The organism is Oribacterium sp. KHPX15, from assembly GCF_900107835.1.
Taxonomy (GTDB): Bacteria; Bacillota; Clostridia; order Lachnospirales; family Lachnospiraceae; genus Oribacterium.
In genome coordinates, this window is sequence record NZ_FNRG01000028.1 from 32,356 (window position 1) to 51,081 (window position 18,726).

The window sequence follows — 18,726 nt, forward strand, 5'->3', positions numbered from 1 at the left end:
GGCTACATATCTTTACTTTATTAGCGCAACACGATAAAATAAGTAAAGAATATATGGAGGTGAGCTCACTATGATCTCGTATGAGGGTCTTGAAAAAGCATTAAAGGAAAAGGGCATAGGAAAGACAGTACTATCCACGGAACTTGGACTGTCCACTCGAACGATTGCAAAGATAAAAAAAGGAGAGAAGCTTTCCAAACGGAGCATACAGAAGATTGCCGATTATCTATGTGAATCACCCGATGTGATCATGAGGGAGATTTCCGATAACAGGATTCTTCAGGTACTACGTGATGAGAAGGCTATTAGGATGCCGGGAGGTCTTTATCATGAGCTTCAGGTAAGAATGACTTATAACTCCAATCATATCGAAGGAAGTAAACTTTCAGAAGATCAGACAAGATTGATCTTTGAAACAAATACAATTGATGTAGGCGACGGGATTCCGGTAGATGATATTCTGGAAACAGTTCATCATTTCAGAGCGATTGATTATGTAATAGACGTTGCTGAGGATCAGCTTACAGAAGATATGATCAAGCATCTTCATTATATTCTCAAGCATGATACCAAGGATTCGACTCTTGGGTGGTTTGCAGTAGGAGATTATAAAAAGCGTGCTAATATTGTTGGAGGAAGAGAAACTTCAAAACCGTCTGAGGTGCATAAGCATATGAAAGCCCTGATAGATGGATATAACGCCAAGGATAATGTTACCATTGAAGATATCATAGCATTCCATGCTGAATTCGAGTATATCCATCCATTTCAGGACGGAAATGGCCGTGTCGGAAGGCTCGTCGCATTAAAAGAGTGTCTTCGTTACAATGTCATTCCTTTCATTATTGAGGATGCAAAGAAGAACTATTATTACAGAGGTCTTTCTGAATGGCGTAATGAGAAAGGCTGGCTTATGGATACTTGTCTTGATGGTCAGGATACATTTAAAAGCCTGCTTGATATGCTTGAAATACTGCAAGAATAATATTGTTAAATATGGATGAAAACGCATTTATTTCTTTGAGTTTAAGATTATTCAGGCCTTACCTCAGTAAAGAGGGGACTAGGCAGCTTGAAGAAATAACAGGTGGGAACTGACAGGAACTACACCTGCCATAAGTTGTTATAGAATACAAACAAAAAAACGGGGCTTTCGCCTGGGTGATTCATTCAAAGCGAAAGTCCTGTTTATTATAAACTTTTAATTACTGTGCAGCATATTTAGCAGCATTCTCACCTGAAATAAAGCCCATGTAAGCGCCTACTCCAAGAGCCTCGATGGAATCCTCCTTGTATGCCTGGATAACAGAACCCTCTTAGGTTCTCTCAAGATACTCCGAAAGCTTCAGGAACTTATCAGCAATCTCCTTTCATACATGTTAAAATTTATATGTTGGCGTAACAATTTCACTGTGCCAGTGAAGAGGTAACGTTAATTTCAGATGATTATGAGCAGATGATTAATCAGCTGTTAGAATGATAAATCAGAGTTTGAGAGAAAAAATGTATAGAATTGAGACAGACACATTTATATTAGAATTTTCTCCGGAGATTCATTTACGGGACTTTGCATATCCTGTAAATGTAACGCTAGGCGTGAAGGTTTCAAGTTATGGCTATTCAGCTGAAACATTTATGGACGTCGGTGTTCAGGATATAGCTGAATTTGCTGTTCAGCTGAAGAATCTCTATGAAACACTGTCAGGAGAGTCAAGACTGGAAGAACAATATAGTGTTCACAATTATATTGTATTTATCGCTGAACCGAACGGTCATATCAAAGTCACAGGATGCTTGAACAATAAAAACGCTTTTGGATATACACAGGAAATAAAATTTGAAAACGAAATTGATCAGACTATTTTGAGAAGCTTTATCAATCAATTATTTTCTGATTTCAGCAAATATACTGAATGACAAATTTTGTTTTCAAGATGAGGGGACAATAGATTTTTAAGTTCAGTTTACATGTAGTAAAGGATTTCAAAATGTTTAAATACAGAGAAATGAATGAAGCAGATAATGAAGTAGTAGCTGTTCTTGTAAGAGATAATCTGAAACAATTTGGACTTGATGACCTTGGAGAGTCTGCATCCAATTGGGGCGGTGAAAAATGGCATGAGATGGAGATAAGGCTAAATTTCTAAATAAATTGAGGCGACAATGTATGGGCAGTATCAAAACTAAAAGAATTTACAAAGCACCAGAGGTGAATGATGGTATAAGGATACTTGTTGACCGGCTCTGGCCAAGAGGGATAAAGAAAGAATCAGCGGCAATTAATGCATGGGAAAAGGGAATTGCTCCATCGGCGGAGCTTCGGAAATGGTTTAACCATGATCCGGAGAAATATCCTGAATTCCGTAGGAAATACATGGAGGAGCTTGATGTTTCAGAGGATGCTGAAAGGTTTCTTGGATTTGTGAACGAGCATTTTAGATCTACGAACATAACCTTGCTCTATTCCGCAAAAGATGAAGAACATAATAATGCTTTAGTGCTTAGGGATTGGCTGGCTCGTGATAAAGAGAACAAATATGAGTCCTAGCTAAGGAATTGGACAAATACAAAAGCTTCATGACCGGTAATATCTGTCGTGAAGCTTTTGTGATGAGGGTTTCGTAGATAAACCTGAACTTTTTTCAGGGATCATTACTACACCTAAAGACTTTTACTTTCCATTATCTAGAAACATATTTTTATCTGATCGTAATATTGAGATAATATAATCGACCAGCTCAATTCATTACTTCTTCTCAAAATCCGGTTTCCATACAGCAAACTGTGCAAGCTGAGAATCCGTGCGGTTATAATACCTTGTGTTCTTGTCCAGCTTTGTAATCTCTGCCATCTCATTAGCTGTCAGTTCAAAATCGAGGATATCCAGATTGTCCCGGATGTGATCGACATTCTTGCTGCCGGGTATTACAACAAATCCCATCTGGGTGTGCCAGCGAAGGATGATCTGGGCACTGGACTTGCCATATTTATTTCCGAGTTCTGCAAATATTGGTTCATTGATCAGAGCCTTATCGCCGTGTCCCAGGGGATACCAGCTCATGAGCTTAATGTTATATTTATCCAGGGTCTGACGCAGTTCCGTCTGCGTGAAGTAGGGATGTGCCTCCACTTGAATAAACTGGGGAACGATCTCCCATTTGGTCTTAAGTTCTTCGATATATTTCCCTTCAAAATTGGAGATACCGATTGATTTTATTTTGCCTTCCTTGTATGCCTTTTCAAGCTGTCTGTATCCGGCAAGCCAGTTTCCTGCAGGCTGATGGATGTAGAGAAGATCCACATACTATACGCCAAGTCTTTCAAGTGTTTCGCCAACAGCATTGTCGTTCTCATATTCACTTGGCCAGAGCTTTGTGGAGAGAAATACATCCTCACGTTTCATTCCGCTATCCTTGATCCCTCTGCCACACGCACGTTCATTAACATAGGCATTTGCAGTATCCACAAGAGAGTATCCCATTTTAAGAGCTTCTTTTACGCTGTTTTCTGCATCAGTGGGGGATAGCATAAAGGTTCCGATTCCGACAACAGGGCATTTTACTCCGTTGTTAAGTATTACATATTTCATGATCTGTTCCTCCTTCAATAGGTTGATGCTTTGGAGCTTGTAAGCTTCCAGTTTCCTTGTTCTTTTCTCAGGGTGAAGTCTCCTCGAAGTCTCCACCTGTTCTTTCCACTGCCGTATACGGCGGCCATAACTTTACTTTTTCCAATCATAGTTGCGGTTTCTCCGTTTATGGTAACATGAATATCATCGTGATCTGCGGAGTAGTAATTGAAAGTGCCGTCAAGCAGACATCGGATGAATTCGTCTACGGACTGAAGTGTGCCGGTAATATGCATGAGATAGTAATCTTCTGACATCAGGCTTCGGAGACCCGCTGCATCTTTGTTGATCATGCATTTCCAGTACTGCTTGTAGATGTCTTCAATGATTTCAATGTCGTTCATGGTTATTCCTTCTGCTCTGATGGGTCAAGATATTTGATTACCTTTGCTGGAACACCGCCGGATGCGGACAGGATGGCTGAATGATTCAGGAAAGCGTTCTTGCACGCATCATCTCATCGACTGCTTCTACGAAATAGGGTTCCATGATATTTGTGGGGCCGCCATTATCCATCAGTTCATATACATATCCTTTTGCGTATTCCATCTCGATTACCTACTTAGATCAATCCGTTTTCTAAAAGCCAGTTCTTTACCGCACCGGTAGAGTTTGCAGCATTGCTTCCGATGATGGACAAACCTCTTTTGACATTTGCCCCGGGAGCAAGTTTCCTGATATTGCCTTCCGAAGATCCCATGCCACTTCCTTCGTTGGTGCAGAGAGGAAGGATCGTCTTGCCGGTGAAATCATATCTGTCAAGGAAAGTGTAAACCGCCATCGGCATCGTGCCCCAGTAATTCGGATATGCGAGGATGATAGTGTTATAATCATCAATGCTGTTCAAGTAGTTTGTAAGTTCGGGTCTTGCATCTGCCCGGAGATCTTTCTTCGCCTCTTCGATGCAGGTCATGTAGACGGGAGAGTAAGGATTCTTCATTTCAATTTTAAAGGTATCCGCCTCGATCATTTCCTTCATGCCATCAACAACAATCTCCGTGTTGCCGACCTTCACATATCTCATTGCTCCGCCGAAGTAGTTCTCATCTGCTCTTGAAAAGAATGCGATCAATGTCTTTGCCATTTATATGTCCTCCATTTCATTTTGGGTCTTGTACCTTTGTTCTTTCTGAGCATATTGTCACATATAGCACTGGAAAAATCCAATCGAAATACTATATAATTGATTTAATTATTAAATAACAAGGTGGTAAATCTATGAACACGAAGCAGATTGACTATTGTATCGAGCTTGCACATACGCTGAATTTCAGTCGTGCCGCAGATAATATGTTTGTAAGCCAGCCTACATTGACATATCAGATAAAGCTGCTGGAGGATGAGGTGGGCTTTGCTATATTTGAAAGAAGCGGAAAAGGCGCGGCACTTACTCCTGCGGGTTCACAGTTTGTCACATATCTTGCGAATATGCGGGAAGAAATGAAACGTGCCATTGAACAGGGACAGAATTTCAGCGCAAAGTATAAGGACAATATCACAATCACCATGATGGTGAGACAGGCTGTATATTTCCTTCCTGAAGCGATAAAGATCTTTGCGGATAAGGAGCCGGATATACAGATCACGCCGAAGTTCCAATATGAAAATGGTGTGGAGAGTTTTTTGAAGGAGGAAGCGGATATCCTTTTTACATTGAAGGAGACGACAAAACAGATACCGGGGATAACCGTACACGATCTTTTTGAGAGCAAGATATATCTGATCTCTCAGAGAGATGATGAGCTTGCTGTGAAGAATCTGCTGACCGAAGAAGATCTGTATGGAAGGACACTGATGGTCGGTGGTGGATCTCCGCCTGCTCTTAAAGCGGTACAGCATAGGCTGTTCGCATCAGGGAGGGTTGACTATTTTAATAGCGCGGATCACGACACTACGCTTACGAATGTGGCAGCTGGAAGAGGAATCTGCCTGGCTCCGGGATTCCTTAATGATCACAGCGGTCAGTTTGCCTGGACACCGTTCGACTGCAAGGAAAGCTTTTCTTGCGTTCTGTGTACGCATAAGAATGATTCGAGGGAAGGGCTGATGGAATTTATTGATATCCTAAAGAAACTATACAGGGAAGCGGTGGCGTTTCCGCTATAGATATAGCGCAATAAGTACCATCATCTTCACATCCCGTAACAGGTTATCACATTAGAAAAATTATTAATCATAATAAAAGTGGGGGAAGTATTATGACCTTTTTTTCACGTTAGATGAAAGCTATAGGTAACATATATTTACCATGAATATTCAGCGACGGCCTGGAGCAATTATTGCTCTAGGTCTTTTTTGTGTGGTTGTTTAATTATAGTGTAGAAGATATGGTATGATGAATCATAGAATAATTGATGAAAACTGTTTGGAGAAACCTAAGTTAATGAACAAAGTGTTCAATATTATAAAAAGCATACTGAATGGGGTTATCATATCAGGAATTATTATTTTCATGATCGGTTTGTACTACCTTATCATAAAGGCCGGCATTCCATATCAGGATCCGACAGAGGAGCTTAGAATTCAGTACGTAATCAATATGGGTATCGGGGAAACGCTTATTGGAAATGGATTTTTAGTATTTATCCTGGGACTCATTGGAACTGTAGGGATATATAGAGCATGGATCCGTCATCTTGCTTTATTAGCTATGGTATTACCGGGAGCACTCATTAGCAAAGGCCGGAATTTGGTAGACCAGGGGAGCGTGGTAAATGGCAACGTACGTAATATCGGATATTCACGGACAATATGATATGTTAATGGATCTGCTGTATAAGATTTCGTTTAGTGATAAAGATACACTTTATATCCTCGGTGATATCATTGATCGCGGACCACATCCTATAAAGACCATGCGAAAGCTCATGGAGATGCCAAATGTAATCTGCCTGTTGGGGAACCATGAGTATATGGCGCTGAGATGTCTTGAATTTCTCATGAATGAGATCACAGAAAAAACCATGGCCGATTTAGATGGAAAAAAACTCAACAACCTGGTTTTATGGATGCGGAACGGATGCAGCACAACTATAAAGGAATTCAGGGAGCTCTGCAGAGAAGATCAGATAGATATTATTGAGTACATAAAAGATTTTTTGATTTATGAAGAGGTTTCTGTTGCCGGGAAAGATTATCTTCTTGTTCATGCAGGATTTGGGAATTACAGACCTGATAAAGATTTAGAAGAGTATTCCCTGAATGAGCTTGTTTGGGATAGGACAAACTATGATATTCAGTATTATCAGAACAAGTATATCGTTACCGGACATACACCTACTCAGATAATCAAGGGGAATTCCAAACCCGGATTTATATACAGGAATAAAGGTAATATTGCAATTGATTGTGGGGCGTTTGTCCCTGGCGGAAGACTTGCTGCTTTATGTTTAGATTCAGGAGAAGAGTTTTATTCGTATACAAATAAAGCAGCTTCTGGGATTTAATGCATTTTATTGGTAGAATAATTAAAGCGAAGGCGATGTTGTAATGAAAAAGAAATGTATCATGATAATTGCAGTTTAAGGGATGAATTACTTATAGATGAAAGTATTGTCGGAGGTGTTTAAATGGGAAGTATTAAAATGGTATTGTTTGATCTGGATGGTACATTGCTGCCAATGGACATGGAAGAGTTTACAGGTGGGTATTTCAAGCTCCTTGCATCCAAGGCTGCTCCCCGTGGTTATGACCTTCAGTCTCTGGTGAAAACTATTTGGCACGGCGTAATGGCGATGGTGAAGAACGACGGATCCTGCAAGAATGAGGACGCGTTCTGGAAAGATTTTGCCTCTATATATGGGGAGGATAAGGCTGTAGAGGATCGCCCGTTATTTGATGAATTCTACGCAAATGAATTTAAGGATGCAAAGCGATTCTGCGGTTATAACCCGGAGGCTGCAGAGACTGTACGATGGATAAAGAATCAAGGATTCCGAATTGCTCTTGCAACTAATCCGCTGTTTCCTTCTGTTGTAACAGAAACCCGTATCCGTTGGGCAGGACTGGAGCCTGATGAGTTTGAATTCTTTACAACCTATGAGAACTCAAACTTCTGTAAACCAAACCTTGATTATTACCGTGAAGTGCTGGAGAAGGCTGGCTTGAATGGTGAGGACTGCCTTATGGTCGGAAACGATGTTGGTGAAGATATGGTAGCTGCAGAGCTTGGCATGAAAGTGTTTTTGCTGACTGACTGCATGATAAATAAGGAAAATAAAGACATCAGCCAGTACCATAGGGGTAGCTTTGAGGAACTTAAAAAATATATGGAAGAGGCATTGGCATTTGGTCTGACTGAAAATATGTAGAATCCGAAGATGTGCCGGGTAGTTGGAAATGCATTACACAAAATCGCAGAAGAAGACAAGGTGGAAAAGATACTTGAGAATCAACAGGTGATAAAGACTCCTATTGTGAGAAACGGTAAGCTTTCTACGCTTGGATATCAGCCGGATGTATGGAAGAAGTGGGAGTGAGTAATAGTTTGAGGTGCGTATATGGTTAAAAAAGTTGCTATTGTCAGTCTATCATACGGTATCATGGGAGAAGACTCTGCAAGACATGAGGTTGAAATAGGCATAAAAAGGCTCCGGGACTATGGACTTAAAGTAAAGATAATGCCTCATGCTGATAAAGGAATAGATTACGTGAAGAATCACCCAAAGGAAAGAGCAGAAGATTTACTTGCAGCTTTATCTGATGATTCCATAGATATGATTCTCTGTGCCATAGGCGGAGATGACACTTATAGATTGCTGCCTTATCTTTTTGGAAATGATGAATTAAAAAACGCGGTTAAGGAAAAGATATTCCTTGGTTTTTCAGATACGACTATCAATCATTTAATGCTTCATAAGGTCGGTCTCAATACCTTTTATGGACAATCATTTTTGTCGGATATCTGTGAAATGGAAAAACAGATGCTTCCATATACGGCAAAGTATTTTGAAGAGCTGATAAAGACCGGGACCATCAAAGAAATCACTCCAAGTGATGTCTGGTATGAGGAAAGAACTGACTGGTCTTCTGGTGCTGTAGGCACGCCAAGAAAAGCGCATAAAAACAACGGATTTGAATTGCTGCAGGGATCAGGGCAATTCAGCGGGGAAATCTTTGGCGGATGTTTGGAAACGATTTTTGATATATTCGATAACACAAGATATGAGGATTCTCCGGTGCTTTGTGAACGGTATAAGCTCTTTCCGGAGCTTAGTGACTGGGAAGGAAAGATATTGCTTTTAGAAACCTGTGAGGAACAGGTTACACCGGAGCATTACAGGAAGATGCTGGTCACACTTAAGAAAACCGGCATCTTTAATGTGGTTTCCGGAATCATATGCGGGAAGCCCATGGATGAAAAGTATTTTTCAGAATATAAAAAGATAATCCGTGAAGTTATATATGATCCAGCTCTTCCTATAGTTGCAAACATTAATGTTGGCCACGCAACACCAAGGTGCATAATTCCGTTCGGGGTTAATGCAACAGTAGATGTTGATAATCAGGTTATCAGGTTTAAGAAAGGTATAGAATAGAGTCTATCAGGAAAAAATCATGAAGATTGAATGGGTTGATGGTTTTGGAATCAAAACCGCTGTTGAAAACGGTGGAATCGTAATATCTGCAAACAGGGAAGGAATGCTATCGCTTGCGAAGCAGCTTACAGCATTAGCTGAAGGTGTTCCGGGTGATCATATCCACTATGATGTCTATAATTCTCTCGAAGAAGGATCGATAGAACTGACTATTGAACGACAGTAGGAAAACCGAAAAGGAGCATATAGTGTTTTATATTAAAACGGACAAAGGAGGCTTACCACTGAACCTCTTATGGAAGAAAAATATCGCAGAAGAGTACAAAAGGTGTGTGAGATTAACGACAAGCATTGTGTTCCGGTAAAATAATCACTTTATAAGAAAGGATCTGTGATGGTTAAGATATATTGTTATAAAAAATGTTCAACATGTAAAAAGGCCCTGAAGTGGATGGACGAAAATAAAATTGCTTATACATTGACCGACATAAAGGATGATCATCCGGATGAGAAAATGCTGAGGGAATACCATAAGAAGAGCGGTCTTCCGTTAAGAAAGTTATTCAATACCAGCGGCCAACTATATCGCGAGAAGGAGTTGTCAAAGAAACTTCCAGAGATGAGTGAGGAAGATATGTTTAAACTTCTTGCATCTGACGGAATGCTTGTGAAAAGACCGTTACTTATCATAGATGATAAGGTTTTGGTTGGATTCAGGGAGTCTGAGTGGAATGAGGCTTTTAAAGAAGATTAATGGAGTCACAAAAATATGATGACTTGATAAAGTACATCGCAGAAGAAGACAAGCTGGAAAAGATACTTGAGAACCAACAGGTGATAAAGACTCCTATTGTGAGAAACGGAAAGCTTTCTACTATAGGATATCAGCCGGATGTATGGAAGAAGTGGGAGTGAGATAAATCTTGATCAGGCCTCAATATTGGAGGGAATCATATGAGTGACTACAGGATCAATACAAGGTCATTTATCGCTCCGGGACTTGCCTGGTTGACGGGGCTTTTGTCATCATTTTCGCACCTAATACAGATTATCTTATCATCCATATGAACCATGCCTTTATATTTGCATGGGTGATGATATCATCTACGTTCTGCATTACGCTTTTACAACCTATCAATTAAAAGAAGCATTTACCGAAGGTAAAACTATTAATGATTTTGGGCGTAAATATGATGAAGAGGGATTTTGTAAGGTTCTGGCAGCATTTTTGGACAGCGGCAGGACAGATATGGATTTCTTTTATGCGGCAAAGCTTGTAGACGAAATGGTATGATGACTTTGATTCTCAACAATGGGGAGAAACTCGATGCGCCTGTTTATTGCAATAAACTTTAATGAAAACATGAAGTATGCTCTTTTAAAGATGCAGAATGAGTTAAAAAAATCCGGAGTAAAAGGCAGTTTTACACGTGAAGACAGAGCAAGGAAAATATGGGATGATTTATACGGAAATAGGGTATGCTAAGGCATTTTAGTATAGTTTATAAAGATGGTTCCGGAGGAGAAAGCATAAACGGGAAAGGAAATGCCATGAGTAGATTAAAAGAACTAAGAAAATACATTGATAAGAAGCTTAACAAGATGGAAGATGAAGATAAAAGAACCGGTGCTATTGCCCATCTTTATGGAGTGTCACTGGCAGCTCAAATGATAGCGAAGAAAAGGAGTCTTGATCCTGAACTTGCGGCAATGGCTGCAATGCTTCACGACATGCACGCTTATAAGACCGAATCTTATGATGATCATGCGCATCTTGGCGCAGATTATGCAAGAAATGTTCTTACAAAGCTTGAACTTACAACTCCTGAGGAAACTGAAATTATCTGCTCAGCAATCTATCACCATGATGACAAGCTGAATGTAGACGGTCCCATGGACGAAGTCCTCAAGGATGCTGATGTGATCCATCACTGCGTGAATGACTTATCAAAACCTATTAAGGAAAAAGAACAGGCAAGGTTTGACAGTCTTATGAAGGAATTTGGAATAGAGGCATGATTGAATCATATAATCTGTGGAGGGAGAATGATGGATAGACCTGGGCAAAAGATATTCCTGTTGAGCAGGAGATAGAGCTAGAAGGATATCGCTTCTATATGGTCCACAACATAAAGCATATAAGAGAAGATCTGTCCGGCATTGATTTTGTGGTATATGGTCATTCCCACAAGTATGAGAACCGGCAGAAAGACGGAATAACTTATCTAAATCCAGGTAGCTGTGGTCCGCGGAGATTTACACAGCCTGTGACTTTATCTTGTCACAGGTGTCTGGTATTCCGATGAAGGGGCAAATCCTACGATTGGACAACAAGGTGAATGGAGCGAAGAGCCTGAATTTAAAGTTGAAGTTAATGTTGAAGATTCAAATGTAGACAGGACTGTGGAAGCTATAAGAAAAGCACATCCATATGAGGAACCTGTGATAAATATTTTGAAGCTTTATTAATTTAGAGGAAAGTTTATGGCATCTAGTAAAGATTATTTGGAATTCATATTAGAACAGCTTTCGGGATTGGATGAAATCTCTTATCGGGCAATGATGGGTGAATACATCCTTTATTATCGTGGTAAAGTGTTCGGTGGCATATATGATAATCGATTTCTTGTGAAACTGACAGAATCTTCTGTCAAAATGATGCCAGATACATCTAAGGAAATCCCGTATGAAGGTGCCAAAGAAATGATACTTGTAGAGGAAGTTGATAATAAGGAGTTTCTCAGGGAATTGGTGGAAGTGATGTATGACGAATTGCCTTCACCTAAAGCTAAGAAACGAAGTTGAGACAATTGATGCGGTTCCTGATGCCTGGTACGATGTTTGGAAGGAACTTGAAGGCCCGATCACATTTCGAAGGGATTTTCCGGGTTACTATGAAATTGATGTAGTGGAACAGAATGTGTTTTAGAGGTTGATGAATATGTCACGATATGTGGTTTTTGATGTTGAAACACCGAATCATATGAATAACAGGATGAGCGCCATAGGTATTTCTGTTATTGAGGATGGAAGGATTACTGAAGAATACTATACTCTGGTGAACCCCGAGCAGTCATTTGACTATTTTAATGTACAACTGACTGGAATTAGTGAACAGTCAGTCAAGGATGCGCCTAACTTTCCTATGGTTTGGGATAAGATTAAACCCATTATGAACAGCGGAATGCTTGTGGCTCATAATGCGGTGTTTGATCTTGGAGTCCTAAAGCACTGCCTTGAGGGATACGGTATAGACTGGAAACCATACGTCAGATATATGTGTACCGTTCAGATGGGAAGAAGGCTGATCCCAGGCATCAGTCATAAGCTTAATGTCCTGTGTGATCACTATGGGATAAGCCTTAATCACCATCAGGCCGATAGTGATTCCCGGGCATGCGCCGAGATACTTCTAAGGTATTTTGAGTCAGGTGCTGATGCTAAGAATCATATCAGGACATATTCTTTTAGGAAGGAGTAGTCCGTGAATAAAAAGCAGGGCAATAACTGGACTGCTTACCATGACAAAGACACGAACCGGTACTTTGCAGAGATAATATACACCAGTCGTGAAGGTAGGGAGCAGTACAATTACGAAATCACTCATTATATTTATAAACGGTTGGGCTCGTTTAATGATGACATTGAAAATGAAAGACTGATAAGAACTGCAAAAATGATCTATTCATTTGAAAACACAATGTACGGTACTTTAAGACCGGAGAGGACGGTCTGGGATGAAGAAGCCAACGAAGCTATGAAGGATAGCGTAAAAAAGATAGATAATAAAAAAGGAAAAAAAGGAAAGTAACGCTAATAACAGTTTATGGCGGATACATGGGAGTAGACACACAACTGTTTACGGTTTGCAGATTACTGTGGGCCGGGACCTTAGTGAGGCAACTAAATGGAACTTGATGAAAAATGGATAAGAGAACATCTGCCCATACTATCACACACTGTAATTTTCAGATTAAATATCAGAAATAAACATAAACACAAAAGTTTTCTATGAACTATGGCAGATGGAATGCTGCGGTACTCCCTTTAAGATTGGTGACTCCATCGAATGGCATGTTATCAGCGCAGACAGACTTATACGACCTTTCGATATAGACGGGCTTGAATACGCCTATGATGCACATACCATTAGCTAATCAGTGGTTTGGTAAATAGATATGATAATACGATTAATGACAATAGAAGACTACGAAAAGGTTTATCAGTTATGGCTTTCTTGTTCAGGAATGGGGCTAAATAACCTTGATGACTCCAAGGACGGAATTGCTAAATACCTCGATAGAAATCCTGATACTTGCTTTGTTGCCGAAAAGTCTGATGAGATTATTGGTGTAATAATTTCAGGACACGACGGAAGGCGCGGATTCATTTATCATACAGCGGTAAAACCTGAGTATAGAAATCAAGGAATCGCTAAGATGCTTGTAGAGGCAGCTATGGATGCACTTAAAGCAAATGGGATAAACAAAGTTGCACTGGTTGTCTTTGACAGAAACAAAGATGGAAATGCATTCTGGGAGAAAGTTGGATTTTCTGTTAGAGAAGATCTGGTCTACAGAAACAAAACAATCTCAGAATTAATAAGGATAGACACTTAGATTCAAGATAATGCAGTAAGGATGAACAACAATATTCGGATTTTAAAAAATAAATATACAGTCAACGGGTACAAGGATTCTCTTTTTACAAGGAATGAAGCTGAAAATGCCATCCGCTTTCATAGGAGTCTTCCGTGTTACAATGAAACGCCACTAAAGTCCCTGTCATCCACTGCAGAGAAGTACGGTGTCGGGGCAATCCTAGTAAAAGATGAGTCTACAAGATTCGGACTTAATGCATTTAAGGGACTTGGTGGAAGCTATGCCATTTTCAGAATACTGTGCGACTATTTTGGAATGGATCATGAGACATCAGTTTACGAGGATTTCCATAATTCTATAATCCGAAAACAATGTGAGAATATTGTATTCGTAACTGCAACAGATGGAAATCATGGAAAAGGTGTTGCATGGGCCGCAAGCCTATTTGGATGTAAGTCACATGTGCTGATGCCGAAGGGCTCTGCTGAGTCAAGAAAACATGCGATTGAAAATGCAGGGGCGAGCTCCGTTTTGATAACGGAGCTAAATTATGATAAGACAGTTGCCCTTGCAAAGAAGCTTGCTAAAGAAAATGGATGGATTCTGGTTCAGGATACATCTTGGGAAGGATACGAGGAGACTCCCCGCTGCATCATTGAAGGATACCTTACAATGGCTCAGGAAATCATCGGACAGATGGGAGGGAGGAAACCGACTCATGTGTTTCTGCAGGCAGGAGTAGGCGCGATGGCAGGAGGAATCACAGCCTATCTCATGGACGTCTATAAAGATGATCCACCGATTATTACTGTCGCTGAACCAAGTACCGTCGCATGTGTTTATTTATCAGCGGAAATAGCTGATGACAAACCACATTCAATTGATGGTGATCCTGAGACCATTATGGCCGGCCTTAATTGTGGAACACCATGCAGTATCACATGGCCTGTTCTCAGAGACGCTGTTTCATTCTACTGTGCTTGTGAAGATTGTATTACTGAAAGAGGGATGCGGGCCTATGCCTTACCGGAGAATGGAGATCCCGCCATCGTTTCAGGTGAATCCGGTGCAGTGACATATGGATTACTTCTGGAGATTCTTGAGGATTCGGAACTAAGGAAGCTCTGGAAAATAGACGAAAACTCAGCTATTTTACTCATCAACACTGAGGGAGCTACAGATCCGGTTAACTATGAGAAAATCCTTGGCAGGGGGATGATCAATGAATGCAAAACGAGGATATGTACCTGAGGATGACAGGAACTTTTCAGAATGTGTAGTTAAGGATATGCGGTCAGCCTCTCGTCATTTATGTTACCTTATAAGTGAAGGATATGATCTTACTCTCAATTAGTAGAAAGCATCTCTTTATGTAAGCTGGAAGATAAGGATGAATTCAGGAATTAGTGTAACTGGTAACTGTTGTAAAGTTCTGCTTAGTTGATTTTTTAGGCGGTAAATATGAAGAGAATAATAAAGTTTATTGGGATATCGTTAATAAGTATTAGCCTGTTGTGTGGCTGCGGTACTGGACTAGAGATTCCGGAGCCGTTAATAGATAACATTATATCGTCACAGAAGAACGAAACAGATAATACTTCTTTCAAATATGAACATGACCCAAGAGACAATGCAAAGGCAATGGAAGACATTATTGATAATCCGGATGCAGTATACGGTTTTTCACCAAGTCCGGAATCAAAACGTCTCGGAGAATATGCAGAGTATGATTGGACTGATCCTGAGTTTGTTGCTGACGCAAGGGAAAAACGCATAGAATATCATAAGTCGTTGGATTCAATGACAGATATCCTATACAAAATGAAGGAAGAAGGAGCAACGACTGAAGAAATGGCAAGAGCTGTCTCAGCTGAAAAGAACCGCCTCAGGCTTGAATCATACAAAGATGATCCGGAGGGACTTGAAAAGCTCAAAAAGAGTAATATGGATACTTATGGACATGAGGACGGTCCTACTCCTGATGAAATGTTTGAGAAATATGGTAGTTGGGAGATAGTTATGCAAAAAGCATTTTCCACCAATATGGGAATGGATGCTTGCTGTGGATTATATGATGAATATTATCAGTTGTATATCGAACTGGGATATATAAATGAATAAAGTAAGCAAGGGTACTGTCTCCCTAAAGGCCACCTGCTAAAGCAAGTGGGTTTCCGTCCATGGCAACGAAAGGTTTTATTTATGAAACTCCCGAATCAAGATTTGCTCATGCCATGGATAATCTACAGCCGCTATTACTAAATGAAAGTAATGATGGTGGTGACTGGAGAGAACATAAGGCTACAGCTGATAAGGTTTACGGAAGGCAGAAAAAGACAAAGCTTGGTTCAGAGAAGCTTTATGAGGAAGTGACTGATAAAATTTTGCAGAAGAATATAAAGAATGGGAATATTCTATAGCTTCTTTCTTTATAAAAAGGATGAATATAATGTGGGAACTTGACTATGATAAACAGGCAAATTACTGGATAAAAAAGGATGCTGATTCAGCTAAACTTGAACGGGAGAAACTGAAGGAAAGAATAGAATCCTTTATATGTGAGAGAAAGACCTGTGCACTGGCTACGGCTTCGGACGGTTTCGTAAGATGTACTCCGATCGAATATAATTTCTTAGACGAAGCATTTTACTTTTTGTCGGAAGGCGGGCTTAAGTTTAAAGCATTAAAAGATAATAAGAATGTCAGCATTGCTATTTTCGACGCTTATGATGGATTCGGAAAGCTGAAGGGGCTTCAGGTACAGGGTAAAGCTTGGATGATAGAGCCTTTTTCAGATGAGTACTTGAAGATTCTTGAGTATAAGAAGATTCCGGTTGAAGCTATCAGGAAAATGCATGATGCCATGAATCTGATAAAGGTAGTTCCGAAGAGTTTCGATTATCTTGATTCGGAGCTTAAACAGGAAAACGTAAAAATAAGACAGCATTTGGAACTGTAAGGAAGGGGATAGAAAATGATAACGAGAGAAGAAGCTTTTGATCTATTGAAAAAATACAATAAGGATCCGTTCCATATCCAGCATTCACTGACTGTGGAAGCAGTCATGAAGTGGTATGCGAAGGAGCTTGGATATGAGGATGAAGAAGATCGATGGGGAATCGTAGGACTTCTCCACGACATTGATTTTGAACTTTACCCGGAGGAACACTGCCTTAAAGCGGTATCCTTACTAAGGGAAGGCGGGGTAGATGAGGGTATCATCCATTCTGTCTGCTCACATGGATATGGGATTACTGTACCTTGTGGTGTGACAATAGATGTGGAACCTATACATGAGATGGAAAAGGTTCTGTTTGCTGCAGATGAACTTACAGGATTTATCTGGGCTGCGGCAATTATGAGACCATCAAAGAGCACAAAGGACATGGAATTAAAGTCCCTGAAAAAGAAGTATAAGAGCAAGGGCTTTGCTGCCGGCTGTTCCAGAGAAGTGATCGAACGTGGCGCCGAACAGCTTGGCTGGGAGCTAGACAAGCTCCTAGACATGACACTTAAGGCTATGGCCGCAAGTGAAGACACGATCAATAAAGAGATGGCTGCTGAAGGACAGGCTCAATAAAGGGAAATACTCTCGGGGAATACAGGAAAAAATTGAAATGAACTATATAAGATATTTGTTTCTGGCATTCACGCTTCTAAGCCTTATCTATTCTGTCAGTATCTACATGGTAGGAAGTGGCACATTCTCATTTTTGATATGGATATTCAGTGCAATTATTTTCGGACTATTATTCTATCTTTCAGGCAATGGTAGGTGGATGAAGATCCCATTTGGGATAAGATGTGCAGGTTACATTATAATCGGATTAACGGCAATATTCTTTACCATCTGCTTTATTGCCATGGCAAGTCACTTCAATGATAAAGGTGAAGAGAATCTTGACTACATAATTGTCCTTGGTGCGCAGATGAAAGGTGGAAGTCCTAGTACGATCTACAGATTCAGACTTGATGCTGCATATGACTATCTCATAAAGAATCCGGATACTATCTGCATTGTATCCGGTGGAATAGGGAAGAATGAGACTGTCAGTGAAGGAGACGGGGGAAAGGAATATCTCATTTCAAAAGGCATTGCTCCTGAGCGCATCATCGCAGAAACAGAAGCCAGGGATACAGTTGAAAACATATTGTTTTCAAAAGAGATAATGGATCAATCTACAAGCGATGATACACTAAGGATAGGTATAGTGACAAACAATTTCCATGTCTTCCGGGGAATTCATCTGGCAAAAAGGTATACGGAATACGAAGTTTGTGGGATAGCAGCATATACAGTACCCTGGTACCTTCCAAACAACATGGTAAGGGAATGCTTTGGTATTGGAAGGGATTTAAGGAAGATGAGATAGAGGTTCCTTATGAGGATTGATTACCCTGAAGCTGTCGGCAACATTTAATTGATGACGATATTTTGGGCAAAAATATACTGAAATTGTCTTAATTATGGGATTAGGATATAAGAAAACGTTTAGAAAGGAAAAACTTAAAAACAGGAACGTAATAAACAAATTAAAATTCAAAATTAATTTATTATTTTTAACTAAAGCTATTGCAATTTAAATAATTTATAGTATAATTAGTATTGTAAAGAGGAGATGAGAAAAGAAAGGAACCCAAAAAAAGGTTCGCTTCTCTTTAAACTAAGATCCAACCTAGATCTTAGTTGGGCAAACCCGGAGAAATCCGGCGACGCAAAACTACAGGGGCCGAAAGGCCAGCCAGTTGCAATCTTCATGGAGCACAAGCTCCGAAGGTTAGTTCTCGAATCAGAATTAATTCAAGAAGGTTCTAGGTTAACTGGCACAGGGTACAAAACCCGGTGCCAATTTTTTATCCAAATCACTTAAATAGCAAACCCGGAGAAATCCGGCGACGCAAAGCTACAGGGACCGAAAGGTCAGCCAGCTGCACTTGAAAGGAAAAGAAAATGAGAAAC

At 40.2% G+C, this 18,726-nt stretch carries 30 protein-coding genes, 2 pseudogenes and 2 riboswitches; of the genes and pseudogenes, 29 read left to right on the forward strand and 3 right to left on the reverse strand.

What is annotated here, in order from left to right; genetic code table 11:
- Window positions 1-70 precede the first annotated feature (70 nt).
- The 4 genes from BLV86_RS14095 to BLV86_RS14105 all read left to right on the forward strand — a co-directional run bounded on the left by BLV86_RS14095 (window position 71) and on the right by BLV86_RS14105 (window position 2,548).
- The gene (locus BLV86_RS14095; RefSeq protein WP_090818743.1) at window positions 71-985 is read left to right on the forward strand and encodes a Fic family protein; all 915 of its coding nucleotides are present in this window, start codon (window positions 71-73) and stop codon (window positions 983-985) included.
- A 518-nt stretch (window positions 986-1,503) separates the two neighbouring features.
- Window positions 1,504-1,917 carry a WapI family immunity protein gene (locus BLV86_RS14100; protein ID WP_090818749.1) on the forward strand — a complete coding sequence of 138 codons (414 nt, stop codon included), beginning with the start codon at window positions 1,504-1,506 and terminating at the stop codon, window positions 1,915-1,917.
- A gap of 71 nt (window positions 1,918-1,988) precedes the next feature.
- Window positions 1,989-2,147 carry a hypothetical protein gene (locus BLV86_RS17940; RefSeq protein ID WP_175456569.1) on the forward strand — a complete coding sequence of 53 codons (159 nt, stop codon included), beginning with the start codon at window positions 1,989-1,991 and terminating at the stop codon, window positions 2,145-2,147.
- A 20-nt stretch (window positions 2,148-2,167) separates the two neighbouring features.
- Window positions 2,168-2,548: a DUF488 domain-containing protein gene (locus BLV86_RS14105; protein ID WP_090818753.1), complete on the forward strand. Its 381-nt coding sequence runs from the start codon at window positions 2,168-2,170 to the stop codon at window positions 2,546-2,548.
- 198 nt (window positions 2,549-2,746) lie between these two features.
- On the opposite strand, the pseudogene BLV86_RS14110 reads toward BLV86_RS14105, so the two are convergent.
- From BLV86_RS14110 to BLV86_RS14125, 3 genes and pseudogenes are all read right to left on the reverse strand, one after another.
- Window positions 2,747-3,589: pseudogene (locus tag BLV86_RS14110) on the reverse strand (aldo/keto reductase).
- A gap of 14 nt (window positions 3,590-3,603) precedes the next feature.
- Window positions 3,604-3,972 carry a nuclear transport factor 2 family protein gene (locus BLV86_RS14115; RefSeq protein ID WP_090818755.1) on the reverse strand — a complete coding sequence of 123 codons (369 nt, stop codon included), beginning with the start codon at window positions 3,970-3,972 and terminating at the stop codon, window positions 3,604-3,606.
- A gap of 218 nt (window positions 3,973-4,190) precedes the next feature.
- Window positions 4,191-4,712, reverse strand: coding sequence for a flavodoxin (locus tag BLV86_RS14125; protein ID WP_031554956.1), 522 nt, complete (start codon window positions 4,710-4,712; stop codon window positions 4,191-4,193).
- A gap of 134 nt (window positions 4,713-4,846) precedes the next feature.
- Here BLV86_RS14125 and BLV86_RS14130 point away from each other — a divergent pair, with 134 nt between their 5' ends.
- The 25 genes and pseudogenes from BLV86_RS14130 (at window position 4,847) to BLV86_RS14240 (ending at window position 18,139) form a co-directional block, all read left to right on the forward strand.
- A complete protein-coding gene (locus BLV86_RS14130) occupies window positions 4,847-5,734 on the forward strand; it encodes a LysR family transcriptional regulator (protein WP_090818758.1) in 888 nt (295 codons plus the stop codon).
- 226 nt (window positions 5,735-5,960) lie between these two features.
- Window positions 5,961-6,383, forward strand: coding sequence for a hypothetical protein (locus tag BLV86_RS14135; RefSeq protein WP_090818761.1), 423 nt, complete (start codon window positions 5,961-5,963; stop codon window positions 6,381-6,383).
- A complete protein-coding gene (locus BLV86_RS14140; RefSeq protein WP_090818764.1) occupies window positions 6,343-7,074 on the forward strand; it encodes a metallophosphoesterase family protein in 732 nt (243 codons plus the stop codon). The genes BLV86_RS14135 and BLV86_RS14140 overlap by 41 nt, the downstream gene beginning before the upstream one ends.
- Window positions 7,075-7,197: 123 nt before the next feature.
- Window positions 7,198-7,938 (forward strand): HAD family hydrolase, encoded by a 741-nt coding sequence (locus tag BLV86_RS14145; RefSeq protein ID WP_090818767.1) that lies wholly within the window; start codon window positions 7,198-7,200, stop codon window positions 7,936-7,938.
- Between the two features lie 9 nt (window positions 7,939-7,947).
- A complete protein-coding gene (locus BLV86_RS14150; RefSeq protein WP_081828232.1) occupies window positions 7,948-8,106 on the forward strand; it encodes an arsenate reductase family protein in 159 nt (52 codons plus the stop codon).
- A gap of 21 nt (window positions 8,107-8,127) precedes the next feature.
- Window positions 8,128-9,165, forward strand: coding sequence for a S66 family peptidase (locus tag BLV86_RS14155; protein WP_090818770.1), 1,038 nt, complete (start codon window positions 8,128-8,130; stop codon window positions 9,163-9,165).
- A 19-nt stretch (window positions 9,166-9,184) separates the two neighbouring features.
- Entirely contained in the window at window positions 9,185-9,391 is a 207-nt protein-coding gene (locus BLV86_RS14160; RefSeq protein WP_044917257.1) for an Imm32 family immunity protein, read from the forward strand.
- A gap of 168 nt (window positions 9,392-9,559) precedes the next feature.
- On the forward strand, window positions 9,560-9,919 hold the full coding sequence (locus BLV86_RS14165; RefSeq protein ID WP_031554968.1) for an arsenate reductase family protein: 360 nt from the start codon (window positions 9,560-9,562) through the stop codon (window positions 9,917-9,919).
- 23 nt (window positions 9,920-9,942) lie between these two features.
- Window positions 9,943-10,080 (forward strand): annotated as a pseudogene (locus BLV86_RS14170) (arsenate reductase family protein); the annotation flags it as partial.
- Between the two features lie 172 nt (window positions 10,081-10,252).
- Window positions 10,253-10,459, forward strand: a complete 207-nt coding sequence (locus BLV86_RS14175) for a hypothetical protein (RefSeq protein ID WP_090818772.1) — start codon at window positions 10,253-10,255, stop codon at window positions 10,457-10,459.
- 33 nt (window positions 10,460-10,492) lie between these two features.
- Complete coding sequence (locus BLV86_RS17945) at window positions 10,493-10,651, forward strand: hypothetical protein (protein ID WP_155991515.1); 159 nt, start codon at window positions 10,493-10,495, stop codon at window positions 10,649-10,651.
- 65 nt (window positions 10,652-10,716) lie between these two features.
- Window positions 10,717-11,184, forward strand: coding sequence for an HD domain-containing protein (locus tag BLV86_RS14180; RefSeq protein ID WP_090818802.1), 468 nt, complete (start codon window positions 10,717-10,719; stop codon window positions 11,182-11,184).
- 53 nt (window positions 11,185-11,237) lie between these two features.
- On the forward strand, window positions 11,238-11,471 hold the full coding sequence (locus tag BLV86_RS18810) for a metallophosphoesterase family protein (RefSeq protein ID WP_090818777.1): 234 nt from the start codon (window positions 11,238-11,240) through the stop codon (window positions 11,469-11,471).
- A gap of 16 nt (window positions 11,472-11,487) precedes the next feature.
- The gene (cutA, locus tag BLV86_RS18700; RefSeq protein ID WP_139297932.1) at window positions 11,488-11,634 is read left to right on the forward strand and encodes a divalent cation tolerance protein CutA; all 147 of its coding nucleotides are present in this window, start codon (window positions 11,488-11,490) and stop codon (window positions 11,632-11,634) included.
- Window positions 11,635-11,649: 15 nt separating this feature from the next.
- Complete coding sequence (locus tag BLV86_RS14195) at window positions 11,650-11,970, forward strand: TfoX/Sxy family protein (RefSeq protein ID WP_031554971.1); 321 nt, start codon at window positions 11,650-11,652, stop codon at window positions 11,968-11,970.
- 136 nt (window positions 11,971-12,106) lie between these two features.
- Window positions 12,107-12,646 (forward strand): 3'-5' exonuclease, encoded by a 540-nt coding sequence (locus BLV86_RS14200; RefSeq protein ID WP_090818779.1) that lies wholly within the window; start codon window positions 12,107-12,109, stop codon window positions 12,644-12,646.
- Between the two features lie 3 nt (window positions 12,647-12,649).
- Window positions 12,650-12,976 (forward strand): hypothetical protein, encoded by a 327-nt coding sequence (locus BLV86_RS14205; protein ID WP_090818783.1) that lies wholly within the window; start codon window positions 12,650-12,652, stop codon window positions 12,974-12,976.
- Window positions 12,977-13,157: 181 nt separating this feature from the next.
- Complete coding sequence (locus BLV86_RS18815; protein WP_330373143.1) at window positions 13,158-13,322, forward strand: DUF6578 domain-containing protein; 165 nt, start codon at window positions 13,158-13,160, stop codon at window positions 13,320-13,322.
- A 21-nt stretch (window positions 13,323-13,343) separates the two neighbouring features.
- Window positions 13,344-13,784 (forward strand): GNAT family N-acetyltransferase, encoded by a 441-nt coding sequence (locus tag BLV86_RS14210; protein ID WP_175456570.1) that lies wholly within the window; start codon window positions 13,344-13,346, stop codon window positions 13,782-13,784.
- Window positions 13,785-13,805: 21 nt separating this feature from the next.
- Window positions 13,806-15,017, forward strand: coding sequence for a diaminopropionate ammonia-lyase (locus BLV86_RS14215; RefSeq protein WP_090818787.1), 1,212 nt, complete (start codon window positions 13,806-13,808; stop codon window positions 15,015-15,017).
- Between the two features lie 210 nt (window positions 15,018-15,227).
- Window positions 15,228-15,887: a hypothetical protein gene (locus BLV86_RS18130; protein WP_207647477.1), complete on the forward strand. Its 660-nt coding sequence runs from the start codon at window positions 15,228-15,230 to the stop codon at window positions 15,885-15,887.
- A gap of 59 nt (window positions 15,888-15,946) precedes the next feature.
- Window positions 15,947-16,186, forward strand: a complete 240-nt coding sequence (locus BLV86_RS14225; RefSeq protein ID WP_090818790.1) for an HD domain-containing protein — start codon at window positions 15,947-15,949, stop codon at window positions 16,184-16,186.
- 29 nt (window positions 16,187-16,215) lie between these two features.
- A complete protein-coding gene (locus tag BLV86_RS14230; protein ID WP_090818793.1) occupies window positions 16,216-16,725 on the forward strand; it encodes a pyridoxamine 5'-phosphate oxidase family protein in 510 nt (169 codons plus the stop codon).
- A gap of 15 nt (window positions 16,726-16,740) precedes the next feature.
- The gene (locus BLV86_RS14235) at window positions 16,741-17,346 is read left to right on the forward strand and encodes an HD domain-containing protein (RefSeq protein WP_090818796.1); all 606 of its coding nucleotides are present in this window, start codon (window positions 16,741-16,743) and stop codon (window positions 17,344-17,346) included.
- A 37-nt stretch (window positions 17,347-17,383) separates the two neighbouring features.
- Window positions 17,384-18,139: a YdcF family protein gene (locus tag BLV86_RS14240; RefSeq protein WP_090818799.1), complete on the forward strand. Its 756-nt coding sequence runs from the start codon at window positions 17,384-17,386 to the stop codon at window positions 18,137-18,139.
- Between the two features lie 307 nt (window positions 18,140-18,446).
- A riboswitch (cyclic di-GMP riboswitch) is annotated at window positions 18,447-18,520 on the forward strand.
- A 109-nt stretch (window positions 18,521-18,629) separates the two neighbouring features.
- Window positions 18,630-18,703: riboswitch (cyclic di-GMP riboswitch) on the forward strand.
- The last annotated feature ends 23 nt before the right edge of the window (window positions 18,704-18,726 follow it).